This window comes from Acinetobacter gyllenbergii CIP 110306 = MTCC 11365, from assembly GCF_000413855.1.
Lineage (GTDB): Bacteria > Pseudomonadota > Gammaproteobacteria > Pseudomonadales > Moraxellaceae > Acinetobacter > Acinetobacter gyllenbergii.
In genome coordinates, this window is sequence record NZ_ATGG01000013.1 from 191,904 (window position 1) to 209,417 (window position 17,514).

General features: G+C 40.2%; 16 protein-coding genes. 12 read left to right on the forward strand and 4 right to left on the reverse strand.

What is annotated here, in order from left to right; translation table 11 throughout:
• Positions 1–111: 111 nt before the first annotated feature.
• The 6 genes from argC (at position 112) to F957_RS11125 (ending at position 5,670) form a co-directional block, all read left to right on the forward strand.
• A complete protein-coding gene (gene argC, locus F957_RS11150; protein WP_016539960.1) occupies positions 112–1,161 on the forward strand; it encodes an N-acetyl-gamma-glutamyl-phosphate reductase in 1,050 nt (349 codons plus the stop codon).
• An 81-nt stretch (positions 1,162–1,242) separates the two neighbouring features.
• On the forward strand, positions 1,243–1,992 hold the full coding sequence (locus F957_RS11145) for a DUF6776 family protein (protein ID WP_016539961.1): 750 nt from the start codon (positions 1,243–1,245) through the stop codon (positions 1,990–1,992).
• A 22-nt stretch (positions 1,993–2,014) separates the two neighbouring features.
• Positions 2,015–2,428, forward strand: coding sequence for an ATP-dependent Clp protease adapter ClpS (gene clpS, locus F957_RS11140; RefSeq protein ID WP_171068280.1), 414 nt, complete (start codon positions 2,015–2,017; stop codon positions 2,426–2,428).
• Positions 2,429–2,766: 338 nt separating this feature from the next.
• The gene (locus tag F957_RS11135; RefSeq protein ID WP_016660320.1) at positions 2,767–3,066 is read left to right on the forward strand and encodes an ATP-dependent Clp protease adaptor ClpS; all 300 of its coding nucleotides are present in this window, start codon (positions 2,767–2,769) and stop codon (positions 3,064–3,066) included.
• On the forward strand, positions 3,023–5,308 hold the full coding sequence (clpA, locus tag F957_RS11130) for an ATP-dependent Clp protease ATP-binding subunit ClpA (RefSeq protein ID WP_004806787.1): 2,286 nt from the start codon (positions 3,023–3,025) through the stop codon (positions 5,306–5,308). The genes F957_RS11135 and clpA overlap by 44 nt, the downstream gene beginning before the upstream one ends.
• Entirely contained in the window at positions 5,308–5,670 is a 363-nt protein-coding gene (locus F957_RS11125) for a YnfA family protein (protein ID WP_005204046.1), read from the forward strand. Before clpA ends, F957_RS11125 begins: the two co-directional genes overlap by 1 nt.
• Before the next feature lie 50 nt (positions 5,671–5,720).
• Here F957_RS11125 and F957_RS11120 read toward each other — a convergent pair whose 3' ends face one another.
• Positions 5,721–7,295: an ATP-binding cassette domain-containing protein gene (locus tag F957_RS11120; protein ID WP_016539964.1), complete on the reverse strand. Its 1,575-nt coding sequence runs from the start codon at positions 7,293–7,295 to the stop codon at positions 5,721–5,723.
• A gap of 617 nt (positions 7,296–7,912) precedes the next feature.
• On the opposite strand from F957_RS11120, the gene F957_RS11115 reads away from it, so the two are divergent.
• On the forward strand, positions 7,913–8,956 hold the full coding sequence (locus F957_RS11115) for a 3-deoxy-7-phosphoheptulonate synthase (protein WP_016539965.1): 1,044 nt from the start codon (positions 7,913–7,915) through the stop codon (positions 8,954–8,956).
• Between the two features lie 52 nt (positions 8,957–9,008).
• On the opposite strand, the gene F957_RS11110 is transcribed toward F957_RS11115, so the two are convergent.
• Positions 9,009–9,929 (reverse strand): alpha/beta fold hydrolase, encoded by a 921-nt coding sequence (locus tag F957_RS11110; protein ID WP_016539966.1) that lies wholly within the window; start codon positions 9,927–9,929, stop codon positions 9,009–9,011.
• Positions 9,929–10,489, reverse strand: coding sequence for a PadR family transcriptional regulator (locus F957_RS11105; RefSeq protein WP_016539967.1), 561 nt, complete (start codon positions 10,487–10,489; stop codon positions 9,929–9,931). Before F957_RS11105 ends, F957_RS11110 begins: the two co-directional genes overlap by 1 nt.
• Positions 10,490–10,613: 124 nt before the next feature.
• Here F957_RS11105 and F957_RS11100 point away from each other — a divergent pair, with 124 nt between their 5' ends.
• The 4 genes from F957_RS11100 to F957_RS11085 all read left to right on the forward strand — a co-directional run bounded on the left by F957_RS11100 (position 10,614) and on the right by F957_RS11085 (position 14,981).
• A complete protein-coding gene (locus tag F957_RS11100; protein ID WP_016539968.1) occupies positions 10,614–12,638 on the forward strand; it encodes an NADPH-dependent 2,4-dienoyl-CoA reductase in 2,025 nt (674 codons plus the stop codon).
• Between the two features lie 71 nt (positions 12,639–12,709).
• Positions 12,710–13,117: a nuclear transport factor 2 family protein gene (locus F957_RS11095; protein ID WP_016539969.1), complete on the forward strand. Its 408-nt coding sequence runs from the start codon at positions 12,710–12,712 to the stop codon at positions 13,115–13,117.
• 39 nt (positions 13,118–13,156) lie between these two features.
• Positions 13,157–13,876, forward strand: coding sequence for an SGNH/GDSL hydrolase family protein (locus F957_RS11090; RefSeq protein WP_016539970.1), 720 nt, complete (start codon positions 13,157–13,159; stop codon positions 13,874–13,876).
• A 19-nt stretch (positions 13,877–13,895) separates the two neighbouring features.
• Complete coding sequence (locus F957_RS11085; RefSeq protein ID WP_016539971.1) at positions 13,896–14,981, forward strand: YheT family hydrolase; 1,086 nt, start codon at positions 13,896–13,898, stop codon at positions 14,979–14,981.
• 59 nt (positions 14,982–15,040) lie between these two features.
• Here the strand turns inward: F957_RS11085 and F957_RS11080 are convergent, their stop codons facing one another.
• Positions 15,041–15,493, reverse strand: coding sequence for a hypothetical protein (locus F957_RS11080; RefSeq protein ID WP_016539972.1), 453 nt, complete (start codon positions 15,491–15,493; stop codon positions 15,041–15,043).
• A gap of 369 nt (positions 15,494–15,862) precedes the next feature.
• Between F957_RS11080 and F957_RS11075 the strand changes: the two genes are divergently transcribed.
• Entirely contained in the window at positions 15,863–17,494 is a 1,632-nt protein-coding gene (locus tag F957_RS11075) for a CTP synthase (RefSeq protein ID WP_016539973.1), read from the forward strand.
• Positions 17,495–17,514: the final 20 nt, after the last annotated feature.

The following is a 17,514-nucleotide window of genomic DNA, read 5'->3' on the forward strand; positions in this document are numbered from 1 at the left end:
AAGGATGATGGATTGTCCTGTTATTTTCTTAAATGTTAGGCACTTGAAGATTGTGTAAAATGGGGCAAACTGCCATACTATTTATCTAATTGAACGCTTGAGGTGTCACACGTGATTTCTGTTGGTATTGTTGGTGGAACTGGATACACTGGGGTTGAGCTATTACGTCTTTTATTAAGACATTCACAAGTTCAGGTTCGTATTCTCACTTCTCGTACAGAAGCAGGAAAGCGTGTTGCAGATATGTTCCCAAGTCTACGTGGACATACAACACTCGAATTTTCTGATTTGGATTTAGATCAATTAGCACAATGTGATGTGGTGTTTTTTGCAACGCCACATGGTGTTGCAATGCAACATGCTGAAAAATTGATTGCTACAGGTACAAAAGTAATTGATCTTGCAGCTGATTTTCGTTTGCAAGACTTGGTTCAGTTTGAAAAATGGTATGGGATGCAACATAGTTGTCCAGCCATCTTAAAAGATTCTGTTTATGGTTTAACTGAGTTAAATCGTGAGAGGATCAAGCAAGCACAAGTGATTGGTAATCCAGGTTGTTACCCAACGACTGTGCAATTAGGTTTAGCTCCATTACTTAAAAATGCAGACCAACTGATTCAAACACAAAGTATTATTGTAGATGCGAAGTCTGGGGTGTCTGGAGCGGGGCGTAAAGCAAGTCTCGGTATGATATACAGTGAAAATGCTGATAATTTTAAGGCTTATGGCGTCGCTGGGCATCGTCATCATCCAGAGATTGTTGAAGCACTTGAAAATATTTCGGGGCAAAAAGGACAGTTCGATCAGCTTATTTTTGTGCCGCATCTCGTGCCAATGATTCGTGGCATGCTGAGTACGATTTATGTTGACTTAACTGAACAAGGTCAGCAGCTTGACTTACAAGCACTTTACGAAGATTTTTATAAAGAAGAGCGCTTTGTTGATGTCATGCCTGCAAATAGTTCACCAGAAACACGTAGTGTTCGTGGTGCGAATGAGCTCAGAATTGCGCTCTACCGCCCACAACCGAATAAACTGATTATCTTGGTTGCTCAAGACAATCTAGTCAAAGGTGCTGCAGGTCAGGCGATTCAAAATATGAACTTAATGTTTGGTTTTGATGAGGCCGCAGGCTTGGAAGGTATTGGTTTATTACCATAAAAAACGCTTTTTTACTTCACACACATTTAAATTTCGATTTTAATGTGTGCTTTGATGCAGATCATAACGATAGAGATGATGATGGAAAACGCTGAACCGACTACTTCACCAGACAGTTCCGTTGAAAAAAATAAATTCTTAAAAACGAATTTACCTTTGATTATTGGTGCTACTGTTCTTATCGGTAGCAGTTTTTTGCTTGGTTATACTGTCGGCCACCGTCAAGGTTTAACAGTGGTTGGTTATGATGCAGATGCTGAACAATTGGTTGATGTGGTTCAGAAACAAAAGACGGCATTGGATTCAGTCAGCAAAAGTTTGAATGCTGCGGTTCAAGAGCGTGATATGGCTGTGGGTAATGCAGATGACTTATTCAAGGCAGTGAATCAAGCCAATGCGGATAAGACCCAATTTGAGGGGATGAATGCGATTTATCGTGATATTTTGAGACAACGTGGTGGTGTAAGCTTAACCATTCAAAATATGGCAATTAAATCTTTACCTGAAAATGCCTTTGAATATCAGATTGATCTTGTTCAAGTCAGTCCAAATAAGCGCCGAGCTTCTGGTTCGGTTGAATTGCGCTTAATCAAAGATACTGAAATTTTAGTTGTGCCTTTAGAAGATAAAAACTTCAATTTTGATGATTTTGAGCGTCTAACCGGGCGTTGGACAATGCCTAAAGGGTTTACACCTCAATTCATTGAAGTTCGTTTAACAGGATCTGGTACGCCTGTAATCAAACGTTTTAGCTGGCAACGTGGTAAGCCCGTAGATGTAGGCTCTGCTTTTGTGTCAGAAATTCCTCAAGCCGAAGCAAACGCCCAATAATTTTTTAGATTAAGAACCCAATATGCGAAGATACAAACGTCAGATGAATTTAAGTGAAGTGAAAAACTCTTTTCATCAATCAGGTTATGTCGATTGGCACTTAAATCCACGTTTAAGTGATTCGCAAGAGGATCATGAAGGTGAGGTGGTTGTACAAACTGCCCCACCAGAGTTAAAACGGCCGCCTTTATATGCGGTCGTGCTTATGAATGATGATTACACACCAATGGACTTTGTGATTGAAGTCCTACAAAGTTTCTTTTCTATGGATTTTGATCAGGCCAGTCAGGTCATGTTAACAGTTCATTATGAAGGTAAAGGTACTGCTGGTATTTACCCACGTGATATTGCTGAAACGAAAGCAAATCAAGTGAATAATTATGCCCGTTCGCAAGGCCATCCTTTGTTGTGCCAGATCGAACCTGAGCAGCGTTAAGAAAAGCAACGCTTTTTAGCTGCGCAAGGCGAGCAACTATGTTGCGAGTAAAAGCGTTAAGAAAAGCAACGCACTTGCGGAATGTTATTTCTCATGCGCAAGACCTTGCGCCATGAGGTGGCTCATATGCTATGGGTGAAATAGTACATACGTTGTTCATAAAAGTATAAAGTCTGGCCTTTCGATTCGATGTATATATCAATGTATATCTTGTTTTGTGCTAAAAACATGAAACAATATACTGAGTATCAATATATTAAACTTATGGATGATTTGTTAGGCTTTAAGCAAGATCATGCAGTATTACAATTTTTCATAGATTTAATATTGTTTCATAAATGAATAACAAGTTCGCTGGCTTTTTGAACGATTGGATCAGTCTAATTCCCTTTGTAATTGAATTTTTACAACAATACTTTGTTTTGAATCTTGACCAAGATAGTCAACTAATGCTAACAGTAGATTATGAAGCAAAGAGACTTGTAGACGTATATCCAATCACGATTACAGAAGCTCAGCAGATCAAGTCAATAATTCGCTTTTTCATTAAAAGATTTTCTTTTTTTGATAGAGCCCAAGATATAAGGGGGTTACATGCTCAGTCGTCAATTAGAAGTATCGTTACGTTTGGCTGTTAGCATGGCTCGTCAAAAGAGACATGAGTTTCTGACAGTTGAACATTTGTTGCTTGCCTTACTTGATAATGATTCTGCCGTAAATGCATTAAAAGCATGTGGTGCAGACATCGTTACTTTGCGTAAAGAATTAGAGGAATATGTAGAGCAACATACCCCAAAACTTGGTGATAATAGTGAACAGGCCCCTCATCCAACTGAGAGCTTTGATCGAATTTTGCAACGTGCAATTTTCCATGTTCAATCGAGCGGTGGTGACCGCACGGTTGAGGGTGCAGATGTTCTAGTCGCGATGTATTCAGAGCGAGATTCATTCGCGGTTTATTTGCTTAAACGTCATCAAATTAATCGTTTAACTTTGACTCAATACCTGTCTCATGGCACACGTAAAGATGAGATTCAAGTTGAGGAAGAGGTTGAAGATATTGAAGGTGAAAGTGCTGCTTCAGCAAATGCTGGACCACTTGAGCAATATACACTGAACTTAAATATCGAAGCACAAAAGGGTAAAACAGATCCTTTAATTGGCCGTGAAAAAGAAATTGAGCGTGCGGCTCAGATTTTATGTCGTCGTCGTAAAAACAATCCACTTTTAGTGGGTGACCCAGGTGTGGGTAAAACGTCGATTGCTGAAGGTTTGGCATGGTTAATCGTCAATGGTAAAGCACCTAAACCACTTGCCAATGCTGAAGTCTATAGCTTAGACATTGGTGCTTTGGTTGCAGGGACTAAATATCGTGGTGACTTTGAGAAGCGTTTAAAACAATTGTTAAATGCTTTGAAAAAGAATCCAAATGCGATCTTATTCATTGATGAAATTCATATGATTATTGGTGCAGGCTCAAGCATGGGCAGTACCATGGATGCATCGAATTTGATTAAACCTGCTTTGGCCAATGGCAGTCTACGTTGCATTGGTTCAACAACTTTCCAAGAGTATCGCCAGGTATTCGAGAAAGACCATGCTTTATCGCGTCGCTTCCAGAAAATTGACGTGAACGAGCCAAGTATCAATGAAACGATTGAAATTTTACGTGGCTTGAAAAACAAGTTCGAAGATTTCCATCATGTTGAATACGATGACAAAGCATTAGTTGCTGCAGTTGAATTGTCAGCTAAATTTATCAATGATCGTTTCTTGCCAGATAAAGCAATTGACGTGATTGATGAGGCAGGTGCACAGCGTCGTCTAAAAGCTGAAGTCGATGGCACAACCATCTCAGTTGAGAATATTGAAGATATCGTTTCTAAGATTGCCCGTATTCCGCCGAAAACTGTCTCTAAAGATGACAAGTCTGTACTTGAGAATCTGGAACGTGATTTGAAACGTGTGGTATTTGGTCAAGATGAAGCGATTACAGCACTTGCATCCGCGATCAAATTATCTCGTGCAGGCTTAAAAGCACCAGATAAACCAGTGGGTAGTTTTGTTTTCGCTGGTCCAACAGGTGTGGGTAAAACCGAAGTCACTAAGCAACTGGCTAAATTGCTAGGCGTAGAGCTGGTTCGTTTCGATATGTCTGAATATATGGAGCGTCATGCGGTTTCTCGCCTGATTGGTGCGCCTCCAGGTTATGTTGGTTATGATCAAGGCGGTTTGCTAACCGATGCGATTCATAAAAATCCGCATTGTGTATTGTTGCTGGATGAGATTGAAAAAGCGCATCCAGATGTATTCAACTTGTTATTACAAGTCATGGATCATGGTGCTTTGACTGACAATAATGGTCGTAAATCTGATTTCAGAAATGTGATTATTGTGCTCACCACCAATATTGGTGCAGAAAGTATTGTCCGTGCAAGTATTGGTTTCACTGAACAAGATCACAGCGCAGATAACCAAGATGCAATGAAACGTGCATTCTCTCCTGAATTCCGTAACCGTTTGGATGGTGTGATTCAATTTAAAGCACTTCCGACGACAATCATCGATTCAGTGGTAGACAAATTCTTAACCGAGTTGCAAGCACAACTCGATGAGAAACAAGTGGTACTTGATGTTGATCAAAGTGCTCGTGACTGGTTGTCAGCCAATGGTTATGACCGTCTCATGGGTGCTCGTCCTATGCAACGCCTGATCCAAGAGCATTTGAAAAAGCCATTAGCTGAGATGATTCTGTTTGGTGAGCTTGCTGAGCATGGTGGTAATGTTGCAGTTTCTGTGAAAACAGAGAATGGCAAAGACGTTGGCTTGAAGTTGGAAGTCTTTGAAGATCATATTAACCCGAGTGCTGAACCTGCTTAATGTTTGAATTGTCTTTTTCAATAACCCAAGTACTTAAAGTATTTGGGTTATTTTTCGTCACAGCAATTGCTGAAATTCTTGGTTGTTATTTTCCTTATCTCATTTTGAATCAAGGAAAATCACATTGGTTGTGGATTCCGACTGCTTTAAGCTTAGCGGTTTTTGTTTGGTTGCTGACTTTGCACCCTGCAGCATCAGGTCGTATTTATGCGGCTTATGGTGGGATCTATATTTTTACTGCCTTATTGTGGCTGCGTTATGTTGATCAAGTGATGCTGACACGTTGGGATATTCTAGGTGGTCTTGTGGTTTTATGCGGAGCGGGCTTAATCATTTTGCAGCCGCAAGGTTTAGTGCGTTAAGGATTCAGCATGATACGCATTGTGATCATGCTGAATACATCATTTAAAGATTAACTTAGTAAATAACTTGTTTTGATCCCGCATGCTTCAGCAAAAGTTTCGTCATGCGACACCAGTATCACCGCACCGTTAAAAGAATTAATTGCTTGAGCCAGTAATTCACGAGATTCGATATCGAGATGATTTTCGGGTTCATCTAAAAATAACAGTTCAACTACTTGTTGCTTTAAGGCAAGCAAAGCCACTTTTAAGCGTTCACCTCCACTTAGGATGGAGATGGGCATAAGTGCTTTATCTCTTCTAATTTGAAGGTTTCCTAATAAGGTTCGCCCTTGTTGTTCAGTTAGTCCAGGATCAATATGTTGTAAATATTCTAGGGCTGAAATAGTGTCATCAAGTAGCGAAAATCTCTGGTCAAGATAAGTAGAAGTTACTTTGCAATAAACTTCACCTGTAAGTGGTGGAATTAAACCTTGAAGAGTTTTCAATAAGGTTGATTTGCCAGTTCCATTTGCGCCACGTAAATGCAATTTTTCTCCAGCCGTAATTGCAAGATCAATCGGTTGTGTCTTCGCATAAGCGAGTTGTAATTGGTGACAACGTAAGATTTCTCCTGACTTTCTGGCCGTAAGTGCAAATTCGAAAGACTGGGTTTTAAGATGTTCCAGTTGAGTTTGCTTCTGTTGCAGTTCATCTTTTGCATCTGCAAGCTGTTTGATTTGTTGTTTACGCAGATGGGCCTGAGACTGCTCTGACTGTTCCTTTTTAGCGTCCAATAAGATAGGGGCCTGCGAACCAGAAGCTCTTAGCTTTTCACCTGCTTTTTGACGTTTCTGCGCTTTCATCTGGCTGTGATGTTGCTGTTCTTTCAGTTGTTTTAACTCACGCTTTTCTTGCTGTACTGCGTGTGATAATGCGTCGACGTGTAACTGATGTTGCTGCTGATATAGCGCATAATTGCCACCGTAATAATGTAGCCCTAGCTGATTTGAAGAAAAAATACCCTGTACATGTGACAGCAGTTGTCGATCATGGCTGATTATCAACCCGCCTGTAGGGTGTTGAGACATTTGCTGGATCAACCATTCACGACCCTGTGTATCTAAGTGATTACTGGGTTCATCCAGTAATAGATAATGATCTTTGAGCAGAAATAAGCGGCATAGTGCGAGTTTGGTTTTTTGACCTTCACTCAAATGCTGAGTAGGCGTATTAAGATCTATGGGTAAACCCGCACTTTGCAAAAGCTGCTGCCATTCCATAGGTAAATGCCATAGATGTTCAACTTGATCATAATCGGCAAAAGATGCAGTGCCTTGTCGGATACGTTCAAAGCATCCGTTTAAATTATCAATATGCAAAGCTTGAGCGATTGTATCTGCTTGTACACGCTGAAGTTGAGCTAGATATTGATGCGGACACTGCCATGAGATTTGGCCTGAATAGGGTAGCTTGAATTTTGTCTGCTCATGCAGAAGAGACATCAATAGCGATTTCCCTTGACCATTGCATCCAATCAATCCTGTGAATTGATGTAATGGAAGTTGAAAGCAAAGTGAGTCAAAGCATATGAGCTGTGCGAATTCAAGGGATAGGTTGGAAATAATACATGCCTGTTGAGTCATATGAAACCTCATAAACAGGATATGCAAAATAGAGAGATCGAGATAAGTTTTAGAATAAAGAAGCGCTAAACGATAGCTAAGTCTATTTTGCACATCAAAAAGAAAAATGAACTTTGATGATGGAAATAGAACTTACTTCATTGGCGTAATCTCAAATTGGTTTATTTTTACACTATTCTATGGGGGAACTGGCGAAAGGTCAAACTTTAAGGTTTTGAAGATAGGATTAAAAAAATATAAAAAGTGCTTGTCAAATGCTGAAATAGTGCGTAATTTAATAGTTAGACACCGTTTTTTAGATATTTGAAATAAATATGTTAAAGCATACTGTAAACATCAACGCATACTTTTACTTTTGGCAATATTGATCGTTGCCTGATGCGTTTCGGGCAGCAAAAGGGTTGCCCAACCAGTTAATACCTGATCGGCAACACCGATCAGGTTTTTTTATGCTTTAACAATCATGATTTTAGGAGAAATACCATGCATACATTTAATTATTCATATTTTAGCAAGATTTCTTGGTTTTACTTTGCAAAAAAATCAACATCGCTTAGATCACACTTGCTCAAATAAATGATAGGACTGCGAAGAAGGCCAGTCCAAAGGAATTGAAAATGAATGCTTTAAATACTGCTTTGACACAACCACAATCACATACAAAAGAATCAATGCTTAGCTTGCCATCACAACTCAAAGCGCAGTATCCCTTGTCTGCAACTTTAGCGCAGCAAATTTCAAAACATCGTCAAACGATTCAGAATATTTTATCTGGACATGATCATCGCTTAATGGTGATTACAGGTCCTTGCTCGATTCATGATCCTATCGCAGTACTCGAATATGCTGATCGCCTACAACAATTACAAGAACAGGTCAAAGATCAGATTTTCCTTGTTATGCGTGCATATATTGAAAAACCGCGTACCACGGTAGGCTGGAAAGGTTTCTTATATGATCCAAATTTAGATGGATCATCAGACTTACAACTCGGTTTAGAAAAATCTCGTCAGCTTTATATACAATTGATTGAAAAAGGTTTGCCAATCGCAAGCGAAATTTTAAGTCCAATGGCAACTGGTTATTTCGATGACTTATTAGCTTGGGGCGCAATTGGTGCGCGAACCAGTGAGTCACAAATTCATCGTGAAATTGCCAGCCACATGCCATACAGTATTGGCTTCAAAAACGGTACCGATGGTTCGATTCAAATTGCGTTGGATGCGATTCAATCAGCACAGCATGGCCATCAATTCTTGGGGATGACTCAACAAGGTCTACCTGCAATTTTGCATAGTGAAGGTAATCCATTACCACATTTAATTTTACGTGGTTCAAATCATGGGACTAACTATGATTTGGCTTCGATTCAAGCGATGCATTTCAAACATAAACAATTACCTGCACTGGTAATTGATTGTAGTCATGGTAATAGTGGTAAAGATCCATTATTACAGCCTCAGGTTTTACAGCAAATTATCGCAGAGCGTACTGAATCAAAAGTACGTGGTGTAATGATTGAAAGTCATTTAGTTGATGGCAATCAAAAAATTTCTTGTGATATGACCTATGGTCAATCAGTCACAGATGGTTGCCTAGGTTGGGATAAAACTGCACAAGTGTTGTTGGATGTTGCTGAAAACATGCGACACAAAAAATAAACTAGACATAAAAAGCCAATCTTAACCGATTGGCTTTTTTATGATGCTAGAACTAAGCGGCTTGCGTTGAGAGCGCGCTCAGAAAATACCCAATCTCTTGGCTGAATTTTCTTGGTTCAGTAATCAGTGGTGTATGTCCAGAACGTTCAAAATAAATTGCTTTTGCATTGCTCAAGCTATTTGCAATCAGGGTTTGTCCTGTTTCTGGGTAAAGTGAAGATTCACGACCAATAAAGAAAGTGGTTGGGCAATTCAGCTGACTGATGGCTTCACGATAGTCTTCATCATGATTGAGGTAATTTTCGACATACCAAAGTAGATAGTCTAAACGCTGAATTGGCAGTAAGTATTTTTGTAAGAATGGGCGATGCAACGCGAGTTTAACGATTTTAGGCGTGTAGTTATTGCTGCCTTGCAGTTCAATAAAATCACCCCATAAGCTCACAAGGTTATAGCGAACATCATTGGGTAGATCCTCTAATGTTTGTGCGTTTTTATAATCGAGCAATAAGGTTTGGATATCAATTAACAGTTTTTTAAATTGAGGGTGCTTTGGACCAAATAACCCGTATTGCCAAGAATCATCAACCGCAATTTTAGGAGTTTGATCAATATGCAGATAGGCCTTAAGTTTTTCAGCTAAACCACCATGCTTCATGCCATGCATGGCTGTGGTTGCACCCATGGAATAACCCATCAAGATGAATTGATCGAGTTTTAATTGTTGGATCAGTGAGTCTACATCATTCCAATGACTTGAGATTGCATCGAGCTTTGGAATCGCGCAATTTTTTGAACCACCAAAACCACGCCAGTCGGGAATGATAAATTCATATTGTTTGCGGTTGGCAAATAAGAAAGGGAGCCATTGCCAGCTTTGCATGCCCAGTCCGGATAAGACGAGTACAGGTTCGCCTTCACCAACGCGTCGCACAAATAATTTTTCTTGATCGGGCATACTATAAAACGGCATTATTTTTCTCCACGATTGTTGGCTTCTTCAAACTTTTTCAGTTGAGGAATCATTTGTTCCAACCATTTTATCCATTCATTTTCCTTAATGATACCAAGTTCCAGAATCATCTTATGGATAAACAAAACGCGATTGGTTGGTTGGTTATCTTTAAAATCTTTATCATGAATGGCTTGATAAAGGCTTAATTTTTCCTTATGTAACGACAAATGGCGTTCTAATTCAGGCAAAATATTATTGCCACCGAGTTGAGCTTCTGCTCTTAGCCTGACCATGAGGTCATCGCGCAATTGCGCGGGTTCACTTTGTTGTTCAATCCATGACGCCAGTTGTATTCTTCCAAGTTGTTCAACTTGATAAGTTTTTTTACGGCTGTTGGCAGCTTGTTCTTCTAATGTCGAAATCCATCCTTTTTTCAGCATCCCGTTGAGTTCACGATAAATTTGCTGATGAGTCGCATTCCAAAAGAAGCCCATTGAACGGTCAAAGCGACGAGCCAAGTCAAAACCTGTACTTGGTTTTTCCAATAAGCTGGTCAGTAAAACATGGGCGAGTGACATGATGTTCCATAATAAAAAATGACTCATCAGAATTATGCAATATGTTGCATAAAAATCAAATCTTGTTTATAACTTTATGCAACAAGTTGCATTAGCTAGCACAGTGCGAGCCAAAGGAGAAACCATGTCAGCTTATCCACATTTATTAAAGCCACTTGATTTAGGCTTTACCACCTTAAAAAACCGTGTCTTGATGGGGTCTATGCATGTTGGCTTAGAAGAAGCACCTCAAGGCTATGAGCGTATGGCCGCATTCTATGCAGAGCGTGCTAAAGGTGATGTGGGATTAATCGTAACAGGCGGCATTTCTCCAAACGATGCGGGTCTGACTTTCGCTCATGCATCTAAGCTGGATAGCATCGCAGAAGCAGAAAAACATAAAGTGATCACCCAAGCAGTGCATGATGCGGGTGGTAAGATTGCGATGCAGATTTTACATACAGGGCGTTATTCTTATCAGCCTGAGATTGTTGCACCTTCTGCGATTCAAGCACCAATTAATCCAATTAAACCTAAAGCATTAAGTTCAGCTGAAGTACAGCAAACCATTGATGACTTTGCCAACTGCGCCAAGCTGGCACAATACGCGGGTTATGACGGTGTCGAAATCATGGGGTCGGAAGGTTATCTGATTAATGAGTTTATTGCAGCACGCACCAACCACCGTGATGATGAATGGGGTGGTAGCTATGAAAATCGTATCCGTTTCCCGATTGAAATCGTTAAGCGTACCCGTGATCTAGTCGGTGAAAACTTTATTATTATTTATCGCTTGTCGATGCTGGATTTGGTTGAAGGGGGTTCAAGCTTAGAAGAAGTCATTCAACTGGCGAAAGCAATTGAAAAAGCTGGTGCGACCATTATCAATACAGGGATTGGCTGGCATGAAGCACGTATTCCAACCATTGCAACCAAAGTACCACGCGCTGCATTTACATGGGTAACTGAAAAACTAAAAGGTCAAGTTTCAGTCCCATTGATTACCTCGAACCGTATTAATACCCCTGAAATGGCAGAGCATGTATTGGCCTCTGGTCATGCCGATATGGTGTCTATGGCACGCCCAATGTTGGCCGATCCTGAGTTTGTATTAAAAGCCAGTGAAGGTCGGAGCGATGAAATTAATACTTGTATTGGTTGTAACCAAGCTTGTTTAGACCATATTTTCTCAATGAAAATTGCAACATGCTTAGTCAATCCACGTGCTTGTTACGAAACTGAGCTGATCTTTAAAGAAGCCAATGCGGTTAAAAATATTGCAGTGATTGGTGCAGGCCCAGCTGGTTTGAGCTTTGCAGTATATGCAGCAAGTCGTGGGCATAAAGTTAAAGTCTTTGATGCAAGCAATCAAATTGGTGGTCAATTCAATATTGCCAAGACCATTCCAGGTAAAGAAGAATTCTACGAAACTTTACGCTACTTCAAACGTCAAATTGAATTACAGCCGAATATTGAGTTGGTGCTGAACCATACAGCGACTTATGAAGAACTGAGCCAAGCAGACTTTGATGATATCGTGGTTGCAACAGGGGTAACACCGCGTCAATTGCAATTTGAAGGGATTAATCATCCAAAAGTATTGAGCTACATCCAAGTGTTGAAAGAGCGTGTACCTGTCGGCAACCGTGTTGCCATTATTGGTGCGGGTGGTATCGGCTTCGATACGGCAGAATATTTAACCCATGAAGGTGATAGCGGCAGCTTAAATCCTGAAAAGTTCTATGCAGAATGGGGTATTGATACCTCTTATGCACATGTGGGTGGTTTAAAAGCAGCTGAGTTAGAAAAGTCTGAACGTGAGATTTACTTATTGCAACGTAAGAGTGCATCTGTTGGTGCAGGTCTGGGTAAAACCACAGGCTGGATTCATCGTACAGGCTTAAAACATCGTGATGTAAAAATGATTGCTGGCGCCAGCTACGACAAAGTGGATGATCAAGGTTTACATATTACCGTTGATGGTCAAAGTCGTGTACTTGAGGTGGATAATGTGGTGATTTGTGCAGGTCAGGAATCGTATACCGCAATGTTTGATCAACTTAAAGCGGATGGTAAAAGTGTTCACTTGATTGGTGGTGCCAAAGAAGCGGGTGAGTTAGATGCAAAACGTGCAATTCGCCAAGGTGCTGAGTTAGCGGCAACGTTGTAAACACTACAGGGAGCATTTGCTATTGAGGAAATGCTCCTGACGTATCGACTAAATCTCAAGGGAGAATAACAATGACATTGGAAACGACAAAACAAGCTTTAGAAAACTGGCATCAGATGATTAAAACAGGTGACCTATCCAACTTAAATGATTTATTGGCTGATGATGTGGTGTTCCGTTCACCAGTTGCTTATAACCCTTATGAAGGCAAACATGTGGTTTTCTTTATTTTGACCAATGTGATTCAGGTATTTGAAAACTTTACTTATCATCGTGAATTTTATACCGAAGATGGTGCAAATGTGGTGTTGGAATTCAGTGCCAATGTCAGCGGAAAATCACTCAAAGGGATTGATATGATCCGCTTTAATGAGCAAGGCAAAATCATTGATTTTGAAGTGATGATCCGACCAATGAGCGGTTTGGCGGCATTGGCAGAAAAAATGGGTGCACGATTTGCCAAGTATCAACCGAATTGATGTCTGAAAAATAGCCTAAGTAATATTAAGAGAATGAAAATGTGGTTAAAGCTTTCAACTTTTGCATTATTGCCTGTATTAGTCGTACAGGGTATGAAAGTTCGTCACAATACACCACGTCTTTCGGAGGCACGTGGTGAGCGTAATGGACGTGTTGGTCAAGGTCAGCCACTTTCTTTACTCATTCTTGGCGATTCAGCTGCAGCAGGTGTTGGGGTTGAAACCCAGCAACAAGCTTTGTCAGGAGCGATTATCGCAGAGTTGCAGGATGAATATCTGTTGCAATGGAAACTACATGCTAAAACAGGCGATACCACGCAACAGGTTTTTCAAGCTGTACAACTATTAGAACAGCAGTGTTATGATGTTGTTATCACTTCAATTGGTGTCAATGATGTGACTAAACTGACTTCTGCCAAATCTTGGCTTAAACAACAAAAAAGGCTATTCACTTATATACAGCGTCAGTTTCAACCTAAACTCATTATTGTATCGGGTGTGCCACCAATGCAGCATTTTCCAGCTTTGCCTAATCCTTTGGCTTGGTTGTTTGGAAAATACGCAGAGCAAATGAATCAGGCATTACAATTATGGTTGGCACCACAATCACAATTTCGATTTATTCAATATGATATTGAAGCTTTTCAAGCAATGGATTTGCCGATGGCAAGCGATGGTTTTCATCCAAGCAAAGAAATCTATGCCATGTGGGGACAACAGGTCGCGGCTTTGGTGCGACAAACATTTACTCATGCTTAGATAGAGGCGGTTATTGAATATGGGTATATCTGCTTTAGATAAAATCAAAGTGTTAGGCTCAGAACTCCTTGATTCAGTGCTTGGTGCTGAGCAACCCAAAATGTACTATGACCCGAAAGGGAAAATTAAAGATGTTTTGGAAAAACTACCCCAGTTAAAGCAAAAATATCGTCCTACGCCTTGGCTCAGTAATACCCATATGCACTTGTTGTATTTCGATGTCATTCGTAAGAAGACTATCAAACTTGAATATGATCGCGTTGATCGTTTGATTATGCAGGATGGAGGGATTACTGCGGTTGCGTGGTATGGATATGACCTACCAGTAGAAACACCAACCATTGTGATTATGCATACCATTACAGGGACTCCTGAAAGTATGCGTGAACTGGTCAAAGATTTGCATGAATATAATGGTTGGCGAATTGCACTATGTTTGCGCCGTGGTCATGCTGGATTACCAATGCCCGTGCCTCGTATTTCACTCTTTGGTTCAACCAGCGACCTAAAAGAACAGCTTGTGCATATCCAAAATCTGTTTCCACAATCAGATCTATATGCTGTTGGTTCCTCAGCGGGCACGGGGCTTTTGGTGCGCTATTTAGGCGAGCAAGGTTTAGATACACCATTCAAAGCGGCTTTTGCAATGTGTCCTGGCTATAACACTGAAATCGGTTTTAAAAATGTACATCCTTTTTATAGTAAAATGATGACCAAGAAGTTATTTAAATACTTCATTTATCCGTATCAGAATACATGGAATCAAATTGCCTCTGTCGAAAAAGTGCTGACGACAACAAGTTTGGAAGCGTTTGAAAAAGAATATTTTGAAATGGCTGGATTTCAGGATTATCAAAGTTATTGCCAGGCCATTAATCCAATCTATGTTTTTGAAAATGTGAAAATTCCATTGATGATTCTCAATGCAGAAGATGATCCGGTTTGTTCAATTAAAAACTTAGAACCTTATAAGGATGCCATTCAGCAAATGGACAATATTGCTGTAGTAACGACGAAGAAAGGCAGTCATTGTGGTTTTTATGAGAGTTTAAGAGTGAAGTCTTGGGCCTCCCGTTTGATGGCGGATTTTTTTAAGAATTACTAAATTTATTGAGATAAAAAAGCCAGTTGCTTGCAACTGGCTTTTTTCCTGCAACTGAAAGCTTAGTTATTTAAAGCAGGGGTTGCAGCAGCAATTGCAGCAGCAACAGCGTCATCTTCACTTTGAGCTGGTGCAGATGGTTTTGCAGCTTTCACAGGTTGTTCTGCTTTAGGCTGTTCTGTCTTTGCTGGTTTCTGTTCAGCATTTACAGGTTTTTGCTCTTCTGCTCGTGGAGCTTCAGTTGGTGTTTCTGTTTGAGCTGGACGAGTCTCACGACGAATCTCAGTCGTTGTATTTGGTGTTTCTTCACGCGTTGTTTCTACAACTGGCGCTGGAGCTTCATGCTTATCGACACTTTCTAAAGACTCGAACTCTTGGATTTTTTCAGGTTCAGGCTGAGTTTGGGTCTCAGTTGCAGTCTGCTCTTCGCTTTTAGGTTCTTCTTTTTTCACACAAGCAGTTAATAAAAGACCAGTCGCAAGTGCTGCACAAATTAAAAGTTTTTTATTCGCCATTGCTAAAACAACATATTAAAAAAGACAGCAGCAATTATAACAGTAAATCTATGTGAAGAAATCACTACGCATTGTTGAGTTTGTTGATATTTTATAAATGCTTGCAAAGAGGTTTAGGGTTTGAAGCTGATTCATCTGTGATGCAAACCTGATTTTTAATTCATTTGTTGATGAATTTGATTGATGAACGCTCATTTATGGATGAAAAATCCACAAAACCCTTAAATTTTTATCGAAAATGCTGATAGAATAACCAGTTGTTTATAGTTCTTTGAATTGATGCGGTTTGACTTTGCTTTATAGGGGCAGAGTACAGTAAAATTGCCCAACATTGTAGGCCGATTTCGGCTCGATTGTACGAGAAACTCAATGACCCATTTTATTTTTGTCACTGGTGGTGTGGTTTCATCACTAGGTAAAGGTATTTCTGCTGCTTCTGTTGCTGCACTTTTGGAAGCTCGTGGCTTAAAAGTCACTATGGTAAAAATGGATCCATACATTAATGTCGATCCAGGTACCATGAGCCCATTTCAGCACGGTGAAGTTTTCGTCACAGAGGATGGTGCTGAAACTGACTTAGATTTGGGATATTACGAACGTTTCTTACGTCGTGCGAAAATGACCAAACTGAATAACTTTACCAGTGGTCGTGTATATCAAGACGTTTTGAATAAAGAACGTCGTGGTGACTACTTAGGTGGTACGGTTCAAGTTATTCCACATATTACAGACAACATTAAAGAACGTGTACTTCGTGCTGGTGAAGGCTACGATGTTGCAATCGTTGAGATTGGTGGTACGGTTGGTGATATCGAATCACTTCCGTTCATGGAATCAGTACGTCAATTGATGGTTGAGCTTGGTCATAAACGTACCATGCTTATGCATTTGACCTTATTGCCATACATCAAATCAGCGGCTGAACTCAAAACCAAGCCAACGCAACACTCAGTGAAAGAGCTTCTTTCTATCGGTATTCAGCCAGATATTTTAATCTGTCGTACTGAATATGATGTCGATGTTGATACCAAACGTAAAATTGCATTGTTCACCAATGTGGAAGCGCGTGCCGTTGTGGTCTGTAAAGATGCAAAAACGATTTATCAAATTCCACGTACGTTCTACGAACAAAATGTTGATGACTTAATTTGTGAACGTTTTGGTTACAACGATCTTCCAGAAGCAAATCTTGAAGATTGGGACAATGTGGTAGAAGCATTACTCAACCCAGAATACACAGTACGTGTGGCGATGGTAGGTAAATATGTAGAATTGCCAGATGCTTATAAATCTGTCAATGAAGCGCTTTTACATGCTGGCATTCAAAACCGTGTCAAAGTTCAGATTGATTATGTCAATGCTGAAGAGCTTGAACAGCAAGATATTAGCATTTTAAGTACTGCTGACGCGATTTTAGTTCCAGGTGGTTTTGGTGAGCGCGGTACTGAAGGCAAAATGAAAGCCATTCAATATGCACGTGAAAACAAAATTCCATTCCTTGGCATTTGTTTAGGTATGCAATTGGCTGTAATTGAGTATGCACGTAATGTAGCAGCAATGCCTGAAGCAAGCTCAACAGAATTTAACCGCTCAACCAAATACCCACTCATTGGTTTAATCACTGAATGGTTAGATGAGCGTGGTGAATTACAGCAACGTAGCCTTGAGTCTGACTTAGGCGGTACCATGCGTTTGGGTGCACAAAAATCTGAATTGGTTGAAGGAACGAAGACCCGTGAAGTGTATGGCAAAGCTGAAATTACTGAGCGTCACCGCCATCGTTATGAAATGAATGATCGTTTTATTCCAGCACTTGAACAAGCAGGAATGAAAATTTCAGGTTATTCATCAGTACAACATTTAGTTGAAACTGTAGAAATTCCTGAACATCCTTGGTTTATTGCTGTACAATTCCACCCGGAATTTACAAGTTCACCACGTGATGGACACCCATTATTTGCTAGTTTTATCGGGGCTGCTAAAAATCAGCACCAAAAGTAAGTACTGAGTTTTAAATAAAC